Origin of the sequence: Bacillus pumilus, assembly GCF_024498355.1 — a bacterium.
GTDB classification, from domain to species: Bacteria; Bacillota; Bacilli; order Bacillales; family Bacillaceae; genus Bacillus; species Bacillus pumilus_P.
This window is the reverse complement of sequence record NZ_CP101833.1, coordinates 3,489,419-3,502,438: the sequence shown is the minus strand read 5'-3', so window position 1 is coordinate 3,502,438 and position 13,020 is coordinate 3,489,419. Positions and strand designations below refer to the sequence as shown.

Annotated in this window: 11 protein-coding genes; 7 read left to right on the top strand and 4 right to left on the bottom strand. The window is 43.6% G+C overall.

Annotated elements, in window-relative coordinates; translation table 11 throughout:
• The first annotated feature begins 77 nt into the window (after positions 1-77).
• The 3 genes from gntK (at position 78) to NPA43_RS17875 (ending at position 4,174) form a co-directional block, all read left to right on the top strand.
• Positions 78-1,622 carry a gluconokinase gene (gene gntK / locus NPA43_RS17885; RefSeq protein WP_099727233.1) on the top strand — a complete coding sequence of 515 codons (1,545 nt, stop codon included), beginning with the start codon at positions 78-80 and terminating at the stop codon, positions 1,620-1,622.
• 24 nt (positions 1,623-1,646) lie between these two features.
• Positions 1,647-2,975 (top strand): GntP family permease, encoded by a 1,329-nt coding sequence (locus tag NPA43_RS17880; RefSeq protein ID WP_099727232.1) that lies wholly within the window; start codon positions 1,647-1,649, stop codon positions 2,973-2,975.
• 92 nt (positions 2,976-3,067) lie between these two features.
• Positions 3,068-4,174 (top strand): DNA alkylation repair protein, encoded by a 1,107-nt coding sequence (locus NPA43_RS17875; RefSeq protein ID WP_099727231.1) that lies wholly within the window; start codon positions 3,068-3,070, stop codon positions 4,172-4,174.
• 32 nt (positions 4,175-4,206) lie between these two features.
• On the opposite strand, the gene NPA43_RS17870 is transcribed toward NPA43_RS17875, so the two are convergent.
• The gene (locus NPA43_RS17870; RefSeq protein ID WP_099727230.1) at positions 4,207-5,544 is read right to left on the bottom strand and encodes an amino acid permease; all 1,338 of its coding nucleotides are present in this window, start codon (positions 5,542-5,544) and stop codon (positions 4,207-4,209) included.
• A 320-nt stretch (positions 5,545-5,864) separates the two neighbouring features.
• Here NPA43_RS17870 and NPA43_RS17865 point away from each other — a divergent pair, with 320 nt between their 5' ends.
• A complete protein-coding gene (locus NPA43_RS17865) occupies positions 5,865-7,379 on the top strand; it encodes a methyl-accepting chemotaxis protein (RefSeq protein WP_099727229.1) in 1,515 nt (504 codons plus the stop codon).
• A 39-nt stretch (positions 7,380-7,418) separates the two neighbouring features.
• On the opposite strand, the gene NPA43_RS17860 is transcribed toward NPA43_RS17865, so the two are convergent.
• Positions 7,419-8,402, bottom strand: a complete 984-nt coding sequence (locus NPA43_RS17860; RefSeq protein WP_256499156.1) for a Gfo/Idh/MocA family protein — start codon at positions 8,400-8,402, stop codon at positions 7,419-7,421.
• Between the two features lie 144 nt (positions 8,403-8,546).
• A complete protein-coding gene (locus NPA43_RS17855) occupies positions 8,547-8,906 on the bottom strand; it encodes a MerR family transcriptional regulator (protein ID WP_099727227.1) in 360 nt (119 codons plus the stop codon).
• Between the two features lie 309 nt (positions 8,907-9,215).
• Between NPA43_RS17855 and yidA the strand changes: the two genes are divergently transcribed.
• Positions 9,216-10,028: a sugar-phosphatase gene (yidA, locus tag NPA43_RS17850; RefSeq protein ID WP_256499155.1), complete on the top strand. Its 813-nt coding sequence runs from the start codon at positions 9,216-9,218 to the stop codon at positions 10,026-10,028.
• 36 nt (positions 10,029-10,064) lie between these two features.
• Here the strand turns inward: yidA and NPA43_RS17845 are convergent, their stop codons facing one another.
• A complete protein-coding gene (locus NPA43_RS17845) occupies positions 10,065-11,072 on the bottom strand; it encodes a helix-turn-helix transcriptional regulator (RefSeq protein WP_230031656.1) in 1,008 nt (335 codons plus the stop codon).
• 129 nt (positions 11,073-11,201) lie between these two features.
• Between NPA43_RS17845 and NPA43_RS17840 the strand changes: the two genes are divergently transcribed.
• Together NPA43_RS17840 and NPA43_RS17835 are read left to right on the top strand one after the other, a co-directional pair.
• Positions 11,202-11,909 carry a class I SAM-dependent methyltransferase gene (locus NPA43_RS17840; RefSeq protein ID WP_099727224.1) on the top strand — a complete coding sequence of 236 codons (708 nt, stop codon included), beginning with the start codon at positions 11,202-11,204 and terminating at the stop codon, positions 11,907-11,909.
• Positions 11,906-13,003 carry a saccharopine dehydrogenase family protein gene (locus NPA43_RS17835; protein WP_256499154.1) on the top strand — a complete coding sequence of 366 codons (1,098 nt, stop codon included), beginning with the start codon at positions 11,906-11,908 and terminating at the stop codon, positions 13,001-13,003. The genes NPA43_RS17840 and NPA43_RS17835 overlap by 4 nt, the downstream gene beginning before the upstream one ends.
• Positions 13,004-13,020: the final 17 nt, after the last annotated feature.

Sequence of the window (13,020 nt, the reverse complement as noted above, 5' to 3'; positions counted from 1 at the left end):
TATTCCTATAATGGGATTTATCAGGTACACCGGCACCACGACATTTTATTTCAAATCAATGATTGGGCGTGATACAGATGAAGGGAAACCAGGCGGTAATTGGTTTGGATATTGGCACAACTAGTACAAAGGCGGTACTGTTTGGACCACAGGGGAAAGTGATAGCAAAGCATTCGGTTCCTTATGATCTCATTCAGCCCCAGCCAGCATGGGTTGAGCAGGATCCTGAACATATATTAGAAGCCGTCATTGCGAGTGTAAGAGGCGCATTGACGAAAGCAGCATTTGATGTAAAGAATCTCATAGGCGTCGGGATTAGTACGGCGATGCATTCCTTAATTGTGATGGATGAGGATGGCAAGTCTTTAACGAACAGTATCATTTGGGCAGATAACAGAAGTGCAGAACAAGCGAAACGAATCATTACGGACATGGATGGCTTTCAAATCTATAAAAGAACCGGTACACCGATCCATCCAATGTCACCGCTTTCAAAAATACGATGGATAAAGGAAATGACGCCTGATGTCTTCAAGCAGGCAGCAAAATTTATTTCCATAAAAGAATATATTCTCTATCATTTCTTCGGTCAGTATGTGGTCGATTATTCAATCGCTTCAGCAACAGGACTGTTTTGTTTGGAAACGCTTCAATGGGACGAGGAGGCACTGCGCATTGATGGAATTGAGGAAAATCAACTGTCTGAACTTGTCCCAACGACGCATCAGCTGAGAGGGCTTCAGCCAGAGATTGCGCTGCGAATGGGGATCGCGGAAGATACACCATTTGTCGTTGGTGCGAATGATGGTGTTCTAGCAAATCTAGGTGTTGGCGCCATTGGTAAAGGAGAGGTGGCTGTCACGATTGGGACAAGCGGTGCAGTCCGTACAGTCGTAGATAAGCCAATCACAGATGAGCAATCAAGAACGTTTTGCTATGCGCTGACGGACAAGCATTGGGTGGTCGGGGGACCGACCAATAATGGCGGAATCATGCTGAGATGGCTTAAGGATGAATTTGGTTCTTCAGAGGTGGAGGTTGCAAAGCGCCTTGGTGTGGACCCTTACGATCTCATGATTGATATTGCGGAAAAGGTGCCAGCTGGCTCAGAGGGACTGCTGTTTTTACCATTTTTAACAGGTGAACGTGCACCTTATTGGAATCCAAATGCGAGAGGCACTTTTTTTGGTATTGGCCTTCAGCATAAGCGGGAGCATTTTATTAGAGCCGTGTTAGAAGGCGTCATTATGAGTGTTTTCTCGATCGGTGTTGCATTAAGAGATTTAACTGGTTCAGCAAAGGATGTCCGGGCTTCGGGTGGTTTTGCCAGATCTCCGCTATGGCGGCAAATTTTAGCGGATACGATGGGCAGAGAAGTACTTGTTCCAGAAAGTTATGAGGCCTCGGCACTTGGGGCGGCTGTCCTCGCACTTCATAGTTTAGGTCAAATGGAAGAGATGGAAGAGGTTCAAGAGTGGATTCGGATATCTGCCCGTCATGAACCAAATATGAAGAACAATGAGACATACATAGAGCTGTTTTATTTATATGAGCGCCTCTATGACAAATTAAAGGATGAATTTGATGTCATTAGTGCGCTGCAATTAAAACAAAATCGTTAAACATCAGGGAAAAGGTGGGAGAACATGCTTTTATTCATCGTGATTGCGGCGATTGTCCTTTTACTCATTCTCATTACAGTCGCTAAGTTAAATCCGTTTGTGAGTTTAATTATTACCTCTATGCTTGTCGGCTTTGCCACAGGGATGGATTTGCAGGAAATCATTCAATCGATTAAAACGGGATTAGGAAATACTTTATCATTGCTGGCGATTGTTCTTGCGCTTGGAACCATGCTTGGGAAAATGATGGCTGAATCAGGGGGAGCTGAGCGGATTGCTCAAACATTAATCGGCCGTTTTGGGACGAAGAATGTGCATTGGGCGATGATGTTCGTTGCCTTTATCGTGGGGATACCTGTGTTTTTCCAGGTCGGATTCGTTCTTCTCATTCCTTTACTTTTTACCATTGCGATTGAAACAGGCATATCGCTCGTGACGATTGGGATATCGTTAATCGCTGGATTGTCTGTTGTGCATGGTCTTGTGCCGCCTCATCCAGCTGCAATGGCAGCTGTGGGCATCTATCATGCCAACGTGGGGAAAACCATCTTCTTTTCCATTATTGTCGGTTTGCCGACAGCTATCATTGCTGGACCGCTATATGGAAAGTGGATTGGCAAACGGATACATAAGCCAGTTCCAGAGATGCTTAGAAAACAATTCACTGAACGAAATGAAGATCGAAAGCTTCCTGGCTTTGCGAATACGATGTTTACCATTTTGGTGCCGGTGATTCTCATGCTGCTTGCCACACTGGCGGATATTATTTTGCCAGAGGAAAGTATTTGGTTTCAGGTGTTCAAGTATATCGGAGATCCAATTACAGCCCTGCTGATTGCAACGGTGTATTCTTTCTTCAGCCTCGGCTTTATGCAAGGGATGAGCCGTGACCGGGTGCTTTCCTTTAGTAATGAGTGCTTAGGACCGATCGCTTCCATTCTGCTTGTCATTGGAGCAGGCGGGGCCTTCAATAATGTGCTCATCGATTCGGGTGTTGGTGATTATATTGCTGATTTAGCGAAACACTCGCCAATCTCACCGATTTTGCTTAGCTGGCTGATTGCTGCGGTCATTCGTGTGGCAACAGGATCTGCTACGGTATCCATGATGACAGCAGCTGGTATTGTAGCCCCAATTGCTGCATCCATGCCGGATGTGAGCAGAGAGCTTCTTGTGTTAGCAACAGGAGCGGGTTCGTTGATTTTGTCTCATGTCAATGACTCGGGTTTTTGGCTGATTAAAGAGTATTTTGGTATGACCATTAAAGAGACGTTTTTGACATGGACTGCTATGGAGACGATTATTTCCGTTAGTGCCATTGCATTTATTATGATCATTAATATGTTTATATAGCGAACGCAACAGCCTAGTTCTCCGGAATTGGGCTGTTTTTAGCTTGTTGCGATGCCACTTTTTACGGATTGGGGTAAAATAATGATATTGAGATGTGGGAGGCGGATACGATCGAACCATTAAAACATGTATATCATGAATTATTTATTCAAGAATTAGCGGAGAAACTAGCACAAGAGTCGACTGTATTTGATGCTGTTGAATTCCAGCGGCTCGTGTTTCAAGAGGGTTGGCAGCAGCTCGAGCTAAAAGGACGGATGAGAAGAGTCACTGAATCGATGCATGCCTGTCTGCCTGAGGATTATGAGCAGGCAATTGAAGTGCTGCGTCAGGCAGCACCGCATTTTTCAGGACTTAGTGCGCTCGTATTTCCAGACTACGTCGAGACGTACGGTCTGGCACATTGGGATATCTCGATTAAGGCGCTCGAATTCTTTACACCTTTTTCCACTTCTGAATTTGCTGTTCGGCCATTTCTGATTCAAGATCAAGACAACATGCTGGCGCAGATGCTGGTGTGGTCACAGGATCAAAATGAGCATATCCGCCGGCTGGCTAGTGAAGGATGCAGACCACGTTTGCCATGGGGGGTATCTGTTCCTGCGCTTAAAAAGAATCCTTCGGTTACACGGCCTATTTTGGAAAACTTGAAATCGGATCCGGCGAGGTATGTGCAAAAAAGTGTAGCGAATCATTTAAATGATATTTCCGCAATTCAGCCTGATCTGATGAAGCAAACGGTCAAAGGCTGGTATGGAACCAATGAACATACGAACTGGATTGTCAAACATGCATCCCGTACATTACTAAAAAAAGGCGATCCAGATATTATGGCCATGTTTGGCTATGGAGACGATCCGTCCATTCAAGTAACAGATTTAAAGGTAGCGCAACATTCTATTCGAATTGGAGAAAAAATGGCCTTTCATTTTACTCTTCAGGCTGATAAGCCACTAAAGCTGCGCGTAGAGTATGCCATTGATTACGTTAAAGCTCGGGGTACCCGCAATCAAAAGGTATTTAAAATCACAGAATTTGAAACAGGCTCAGCGATACGTAGAGAATTCGTCAGGTCCCAGTCTTTTCAAAATATGACGACGAGAAAGCATTATGCGGGAACCCATACTTTATCGATTATCATCAACGGTGTCCCAAAAGCGTCGCTTGATTTTGAAGTGACAGAAGACAGCAGCTCATGAAAAAAACCCGCCTCTATGGCGGGTTTTAGCGTTTAAGCCTTCTTTTTCATTAAAAATGAAGCAATAATGGCAGCGACTAAGAAACCGATGCTAATAATCGAGCTAGGCAAGTTTTCTTGTCTGAATAGGAACATAACAAAACTCACACTTAGTACAAGACCTGCAAATAACGTCAAATACGGAAACAGCCACACCTTGAAATACGGCTCCTGTGGATATTTCGGGCGAAGTTTCAGATGTGCCATGCAAATGCTAATCCAAATGAGTGAAACAGCAAATCCAGGAATAGCCAGCATATAACTGAAAATTTGCTCTGGATATAAGTAAGCAAAGAATGTTCCGATGAGAAGAAACAGAACGGTTACCCATAAACTTAAAATAGGTACGCCTCTTTTATTGACCTGTGCCAGCTTTTTCGGACCGCCGTCTGATTTAGATAGAGAATGAATCATTCTCGTCGTCCCATAAATGCCAGAATTGGCCGCAGATAGAACGGCTGTAATCAATACGAAATTAATGAAGTGAGAGGCGCCTTGCATACCAGCAGCAGAGAAGACTTGGACAAAAGGACTGTTATTTGGATCGATTTGATTCCAAGGAATGAGACCACAGATAATCAAAATTGGCAATGTGTAAAATAAAATAATACGCCACATCATACTTTTGACAACACCAGGTAAGACCTTCTCCGCATCCTTTGTTTCTGTAATGGTCAGCCCGATCAATTCAGAGCCCCCATAAGAGAAAATAACCACTAATAATGATGCAAAGATCGCACCCCATCCGTTCGGGATAAAGTTTTGATAATTGGTGAGAGCAGGTGTGCTTTGTTCGTTCGGAATGATCCCAAATAATAATGCTGCACCGAGAATAATAAAGACAATAATAACGAAAATCTTCATTCCAGCGAACCAAAACTCAATTTCACCAAAATATTTTACATTATTTAAGTTAATTCCGATGACTAAAAGCGAGCAAAGTAAACATAGTGACCATAACGGCACGTTCGGCATCCAATATTGGAGCAGGCTGCCTGCTGCAATGATCTCGATGACACACACAGTGAGCCACATAAAACAGTAAACCCAGCCGACTACAAATGAAAAACGTTGACCAAGCGCAATCTGTATAAGGTCGCGAAGGTTATTTCCCGGATAGACTATGGCCATTTCAGCCAAGGCTGCCATGACAATAAGAAGTAGCAATCCGGCAAATACATAGGAAAAGATGACTCCAGGACCTGCTAAACCGATTGTATCGGCACTTCCTTTAAAGATTCCTGTACCAATGACCCCGCCCAACGCAATCATGCGAATGTGACGCGGCGATAAAAGCTTTTTTAATTCTTGTTGTTCCTGATTCGCGCTCATGTCGTTCTCCTTTTTTAAAAATGCTTATGTTCCATTTTCTTTTTTCAAGACGCCAGTGTCAATATAAAAAAAGAGATTTTTCAGACAAAATAGACGGTTTATTCTATCAATTTAGCTACTTATCTCCATAAATTCCTTCCTTAATCCAAAACCAAAATATGAAACCTAGTGAAAAAATGAACATCTGCCTTATTGATGACATAAACAATTGTCTGTTTTTGTCGATATATCATTTGTATTACTAAAGACCTAATAAAGAATTGTTTATAACTGTAAAATATTTCAAAAATGTATGAAAGAGCTGAAAGGAGTTATTGAAGATGTTTATGAGAAAAGCAAATGATTCATCGTCGGGTATCCTTCTAAGTGAAAGCAGTCAATTAATAGAACAAATCGAGAAGGGAGATTTTTCAGCGAGACTAGATACTGCTGCGTTCTCTTCTAGTCAAACGATAGAAGCAGTGGCTCAAATAAATGAAGCTTTGCAAAAGATGCAGGAAGCGCATGAAAATATTCATATGCGTATGAATTTAGTGACAAAAGCTATTCAAGTTGGTTTATGGGATATGACGGTCGTAGCAGGAGATCCAGTGAATCCTAAAAATGAATTCACATGGACGGATGATTTCCGGAAAATGCTTGGCTTTCAAAATGAGCACGATTTTCCGAATGTCTTAGACAGCTGGGCATCTCGAATTCATCCAGATGAACAAGAATACACCTTGAATGGGTTCTCTACGCATTTATTGGATCATTCTGGTCGTACGCCATATGATATCGAATATCGCTTAAAGTTGAAAAACGGAGATTATCGCTGGTTCAAAGCAACAGGAACGACTATTCGTGATCGAAATGGTGTACCTCTTCGTGTGGCGGGGGCTCTTTTTGATATTCATGATCAAAAATTGAAAGAAGAAGAGCTGCAAGCATTCGTGACAAGATATGACCTGATCAACCGTGCGCTTGTGGAAGCTCCTTGGGACATGGTCGTAGAGGCAGGAGATCCAGTCAATCCAAACAACGAATTCTGGTGGTCTCCACAATTTAGAAAAACGCTTGGCTTCACAGATGAAAAAGATTTCCCGAACGTTTTGAGCAGCTGGAGCGATCGTTTGCATCCTGAGGATCAAGAAATGGCCCTGCAAGCCTTTGCTGATCATTTAAATGACCACTCTGGGCGCACGCCATTTGACATTGATTATAGATTGCAGAGTAAAAATGGCGAGTACCGCTGGTATCATGCGGGTGGTGAAACCATTCGTGATGAGAAAGGTGTACCTCTTCGTGTTGCAGGAACCATTCGTGATATCACTTTAGAAAAAAATAAAGAGAAAACAGCCAATGAAATGGCTTCTCAAGTAGAACAGCTTTCAAGTTCTATTAGTGAGATGGTATCGGGCATTAGCTCTGTTACAAACCAAGCGCAGGAGCTTGCTGTAGCTCAAGAGCAGTCAACGTCTGCCGCAAATCTAGCGAAAAACAGTGCAGATGAGACGAAAAACATTTCTGACTTGATCAAAGAAGTGGCGAACCAAACGAACCTACTTGGTTTGAATGCTGCGATCGAAGCAGCTAGAGCTGGTGAGCAAGGACGTGGATTCTCAGTCGTCGCAGATGAAGTGCGTAAGCTGGCGCTGCATAGTGCCAATGCAACAGAAAATATTGAATCTAGTTTAACTGAAATGAAAACACAGATTGATGAAATTCTTGAAAACATCTCGAATATGACAGCTCTTACGCAAACACAGGCTGCTTTAACAGAGCAAGTAAATGCTTCAGTCGATGAAGTGAATCACATGTCTCAGCGTCTTGTGGCGTATTCAAAGAGTATTTAAGCTTAAAAACCGCCCTCTCGGTAGAAGGCGGTTTTTCGCTTAAGCATGATCTGCCGGGAAAACAATACCTGCATCTTTTCTTGCGGCTTCAAGGACTTTCATGACAGAGAGACTTTCTTCAAGCCATGCATAGCACTGTTCATGATTTTCTGTTTCAATAATGTGCTGGAAAGCTTCTGCTTCATAAAACAGGCGGTTTGGATTCGTTTGTGCATTGAGTGAGATGACCCTGTCATCAACATGCAGCAGCACTTCCTCACAGCCATTGGCCCCATTTTTCACATGTATGAATCCTTTTTCTCCTTGAATCAATGCGAAGTTCATGCTGCTTGTATCCTTACTGCCAACACTTGTCGCAATGAAATCATTGTAATTGAACGTCAAAACACCAGATGTGTCAATGCCGTTAGGGTGGCGGTTGGCCTGATAGCGAACCTGCTCCGGTGATCCAAAAAGATTCATGATGAAATGGACATTATAGATATTAATATCCATCAAGGCTCCTCCAGAGAATGCTGGGTTAAAGACATTCGGCGTTTCACCGGCTAGCAGCTGATTATATTTACTTGAATATTGACTATAGTTGCATTGGACCAGTTTGATTCTGTCTAATTGATGAAGGTGCTTTTTGATTAAATGATAGTTTGGCATATGAACGGTCGTAATGGCTTCAAATAGGAGGAGCTGCTTTTCCTTTGCGAGAGCGATTAAGGCTTCCAGCTCTTTCACATTAGAGGTGAAAGGCTTTTCGCAAATCACATGTTTTCCGTTTTTCAATGCAGCCGTGGCATGCTCGCTATGTAAACGATTCGGTGATGCGATATAAACAGCCTCTATGTGTGGATCTTCTAGCATAGCGGTTAAATCTGTATAAGTGGTTTGCACACCAAATTGATCTGCGAGTTTCTTTGCCGTTGCTGCCTTTCTTGAATAGACAGCGTGACAAGAGGCACCTTCCAGCTGTTCAATTGCCTGCAGGAAGCCTTCCACAATCACACCTGTGCCGATGGTTGCAATATTCATTCTACTCAAAACCCCTTCCACTCGTTTGATATCAAGTAAAGCTGTCTCTAGTATAACTGATGTTTAAATTGCGCGTGCACTTGGGACCTGGGCGGAGAGTGGTGCCAGTGACAAACACCGGCACATCTTTGGCAGTCCTTACAATTAGCTGATGTTGGCTAATGTTTGTTTCGTTAACAATTGAATGGCAGCCTTCCTCTTTTTTAACTCTTGAATGGAGTGTTGTATATCTTCGACTTTTTGTTCGAGCAGCTGTTCAGCTTCTGTTTTTGACTGTTTTTCAAATAGTGACGTGATAATTTCACGAATTTCTTTGAGTGAGAAATCTAGCTTTCTCGCTTCGGTGATAAAGGATAGCATGAGTACATATTTTTTATCATATAAACGATAGCCGTTATGCGCTCTCTTAGGCTCGGGGAGCACACCCTCATTTTCGTAAAAACGAATGGTTTCAATATGTACACCAGACATTTTTGACAATTTCCCTCTCGTAAACGTAATCATTCCCTGCACCTCCTTTCTTTGCTATCCATCATACATTAGACTTGCTAGTTTCAACATATTCAATGGTGAACATTTGTTTCATTTCATTCATTTGAAAAGGGGAGTAAGCTCTATTTAAATCAGGTTGAATAGAATGCGATATAATAGAGTAGGATAAAGTGATTTTTGTTACAGGGGAGAACAAGTAGACAGAGTGAGAAAAAAACGATAGGCTAAAATAGGTAAATAGTAATGGAATGATAAGTGATCATGTAGATGATTGCTCAAAATAGTGACAGCACGTTTTTGCTGAGAAAAGGGGAGCAGTGAATGTATAAATTAGTCGCAATTGATATGGATGGTACGTTATTAAATGATCAACATATGGTGCCAGATGAGGTTTTCGAAGCCATTCAACAGGCGAAGGCAGAAGGAGTTAAAATTGTTTTATGTACAGGCCGGCCAATTGGCGGGGTGAACCGCTATTTAGCAGAGCTTCAGCTCGATCAAGAGGGAGATTATGTGATTGCCTACAATGGGGCTCTTGTACAAAACAGCCATACAAATGAAGTGGTGTCAGAACTGACTTTATCCTATGATGATTTGACTTCTTTATATGAACTGAGCCGTCAGCTCGACACGCCGATGCATTATTTCGATTCAGCTCATTTGTACACACCAAATCGCGATATTAGCGAGTACACAGTGCTAGAATCCTACTTAACAAAATTACCACTTAAATATGTACCTGTCGAAGAGGCAGATCAGTCAATGAGACTTCCGAAAATGATGTATATCGATCAGCCAGAACGTTTAGAAAAGACGATACAAGCCATCCCGTCTGAAGTGAAGGACAAGTACATGATGGTGAAAAGCACGGATTTCTTCCTTGAAATCCTGCACCCTGATGTGAGCAAAGGAAATGCCGTGAAGCTTCTAGCTCATGAGCTGGATATTTCTCGTGAAGAAGTGATGGCTATTGGTGACAACGGAAACGACGTATCGATGCTGGAGTTTGCAGGCTGTGGCGTTGCCATGGGAAATGCCATTGATGACGTCAAAGCAGTAGCGGATGTTGTGACAAAATCCAATAATGAAGCCGGAGTGGCACATGTGCTGCATGAGCTAGTCCTAAGAAAATAAGGAAAGAGCGGTCTACCCATGAGGTAGCCGCTTTTTTTATATGTTTGAGAAAAAGTAAACAAGCATACGTCTGCTGCTCAAATTCGTTTTTTGCAGCATCGCCTTCACATGATCATGGACGGTATGGGTTGAAATAAATAACGTACTGGCGATTTCCTTTGTAGACAGGCCCTTTAATAAACAGTCAAGGACGTTCATCTCTCTTTCTGTCAGCCGATACGTTTTCGCTGCATAAGGAAGAATATCACTCGTTTGGGCTCGCTTGATATGAATCATGACGGCTTCTGCCTGCCCGGCTGCCTGCTCTAATCGAAATGCCTGAAGAGAGAGAAAAAGCCCCGTAGGCATTCTCGTCATGCTGGCTGCTGTTTGTGCGCTGCCGCCGTATACAAGCTTAGCGCTTAATGCTCTAAACGGACGGGGCATGACGGCACGGTCATGGATTTGCTCAAAGGTTTGGAAGGTATGAAGCCAATGAAGCCCTGTCTCATTTCCATAAAGAAGGGTGTGATCATGAGAAAGAATGATGAATCCTTGCTGATTCGCCGCGTCATCAGCTTCAGTGTCTCTTTTTTTGAAAAGCTCATCTCTCAGTTTGGCTGCGAGTGCTGGTGTTTGATGGATGACCGCTTGTATGTCTTGTTCATGAAAAGGTTCCTTTCCCTTTTTACGATAGAGGCTGGCGATTCCCCAGCATTCTCCTTGGATCACAAGGGCTGCCCGTAATTCATCTGCCCATCCTTTAGGGGTCAAGATGTGCTGATAGCGCTCGCTATTGTGATATTCTCCGCTCTGGACCAGGCTCGCAGCATGTACAGGTCCTTTGGCTAGAGAATCATGCTGGTGCACGTCCTTTTTTAAAAATTCATTTTGAAACAGCTGGTCATGAATTTCTTCAATCGGTTCATCTGTGAAGGAACCTGTTGAGAGGAGGGTGGCTGGATCAATGGTTGTGATGCAGGCGGCATCAAAATCAAGGACGGTGGCAAGCTCATCCCGAATGTGTTGTCTCAGCTGCTGAAAATGAGTGGCTGGATTGGTCACTTGATCTCCTCCTCAAAAATCCCTACTTTTAGGGATCGTTTTTTCTGATGTCTCTTTTTACAATAAAGATGTCATACCATTAGTGTACAGGAAACCATGTAAAGCGGAAAGGAACTGGGGGAGAAGCACATGAAAGGAAATCAGCATTGGTACGATCCCGTTGCTGAATCATACGCAGCAACGATTGCACATAAAGCACCTGGCTATCATCTCTTGCATGAGCTGTCAGTAGATGTATTAGAAACCGAATTAACGGGAGCAGCCTCTCGCATTCTGACTGTCGGAGCGGGTGGCGGCGAAGAGATCATCAACATGCTCCAAAGAAAAGAAGACTGGCAAATCACAGGGGTTGATCCGTCTCCATCCATGCTTGATATGGCCAAACGGCGGGTTGCACAGCTTCATATGGAGGAACGCGTCACTTGGCATGAGACCGCATTAGACAAGGTGTCGGCTGAAACTGTGTACGATGCAGCGGTGAGTATGCTTGTGATTCATTTTGTAAAAGATCGGCTGCCATTTTTACAGGAGATTGCCCTCCGGCTTCAACCAGGGGCACCGCTTGTGATGGCTTTTATTCAAGGAAATATGAAGTCTCACTCATTTCAGCAGGAGCTTCATATGCTTTCCCTATTCATGCAGCGTCAAGGCCTGGAAAAAGAAGTGTTTACTTCCTTTAAAGAAAGGCTGGGAGACACGACGCACCCTGTGTCTGAGAAAGAGATGAGGGGACATTTAATCAAAGCGGGATTTGAAGACATCAGACCTTATTTTCAGGCAGGAATGATCAAAGGACTTGTTTGCAAACGAGGTCGTAGAGAGGCGGATGAGAGATGAGATCACAGGTGATGGTGATTGGCGGCTATGGACATGTCGGACAGCAAATATGTCTTCAGTTGAGTGAAGTGTACCCTGGGCAAGTTTTTGCGGCAGGTCGAAGCTATGTGAAGGCTGAACAATTTTCACGCAAGACAAAAGGGCGGGTTCGTCCTTATCAAATAGATGTCAAAAAGCCGTTAAATTCGGACTGGATGGATGAAACGAAGCTGGTGATCATGTGTCTTGATCAAGACGACACGTCATTTGCTGACGCCTGTTTGCGGTCAGGGATCGATTATCTCGATATTTCGGCAAAGGGGGTATATATGGAGCAGATGGCAAAGCTGGATCAGCAGCACATGGGTGCAACTGCTTTGCTCAGTGTAGGGCTTGCGCCTGGCCTTACGAATTTATTAGCAGCGAAAGCGGCATCTAAGCTCGCTTCAGTGGATCAAATGGATATTAGCATTATGCTTGGGGTGGGCGATCAGCATGGAAGAGCCGCCATTGAATGGACCATTGATCATGTCCATTCTGACTATGAGCTCACCGAGCATCGTCAGCGGAAAAGAGTCAAAAGTTTTACTGGAGGGAAACGGGTAGACTTTGGCGGGAAATTTGGAAAGCGGTATGCCTATCGATTCCCCTTTTCTGATCAGCAGACATTGCCTTCAACGCTTCGCGTGCCTTCTGTAACGACAAGGCTTTGTTTTGATTCCCGCGTGGCAACGCGCGCATTGGCTTTTATGAGGAGTCTTGGAATGACGTCATTTCTCACCTTACCGAAGATCAAGGAACGAGCCATCTCGTTGATTCAATCCTCTCAAATGGGGACAGATCAATATGTTGTCAAAGTGGATGTGACAGGAATGAATGGGGAAAGGGTTCATCATTCAACGCTTGGAATTAAAGGACACGATGAGTCTCAGGCAACAGCTCAAGTCGCTTGTGCCACGGCCCTGCACTTGTTGAACAGACGATTTCAGCCAGGCGTTTTTCATATTGAAGAATTATTTTCACTAAAATATGCAAACGGTGATTTCGCTTTGGTTGATCAAAAAACAAAGGAAGAGCGGGCGTTAGCGATTAGAGCCAGCCTTTTGACGGCATAAAAGAAGACTAGCGCCAT

What these genes read in the sequence shown, in the direction of transcription:
- NPA43_RS17860 (WP_256499156.1), bottom strand. Translation starts at nt 8,402, where the DNA reads ATGAATATTGCAACCATCGGCACAGGTGTGATTGTGGAAGGCTTCCTG.
- NPA43_RS17865 (WP_099727229.1), top strand. Translation starts at nt 5,865, where the DNA reads ATGTTTATGAGAAAAGCAAATGATTCATCGTCGGGTATCCTTCTAAGT.
- NPA43_RS17875 (WP_099727231.1), top strand. Translation starts at nt 3,068, where the DNA reads ATGTGGGAGGCGGATACGATCGAACCATTAAAACATGTATATCATGAA.
- NPA43_RS17840 (WP_099727224.1), top strand. Translation starts at nt 11,202, where the DNA reads ATGAAAGGAAATCAGCATTGGTACGATCCCGTTGCTGAATCATACGCA.
- NPA43_RS17835 (WP_256499154.1), top strand. Translation starts at nt 11,906, where the DNA reads ATGAGATCACAGGTGATGGTGATTGGCGGCTATGGACATGTCGGACAG.
- NPA43_RS17880 (WP_099727232.1), top strand. Translation starts at nt 1,647, where the DNA reads ATGCTTTTATTCATCGTGATTGCGGCGATTGTCCTTTTACTCATTCTC.
- NPA43_RS17870 (WP_099727230.1), bottom strand. Translation starts at nt 5,544, where the DNA reads ATGAGCGCGAATCAGGAACAACAAGAATTAAAAAAGCTTTTATCGCCG.
- NPA43_RS17855 (WP_099727227.1), bottom strand. Translation starts at nt 8,906, where the DNA reads ATGATTACGTTTACGAGAGGGAAATTGTCAAAAATGTCTGGTGTACAT.
- yidA (WP_256499155.1), top strand. Translation starts at nt 9,216, where the DNA reads ATGTATAAATTAGTCGCAATTGATATGGATGGTACGTTATTAAATGAT.
- gntK (WP_099727233.1), top strand. Translation starts at nt 78, where the DNA reads ATGAAGGGAAACCAGGCGGTAATTGGTTTGGATATTGGCACAACTAGT.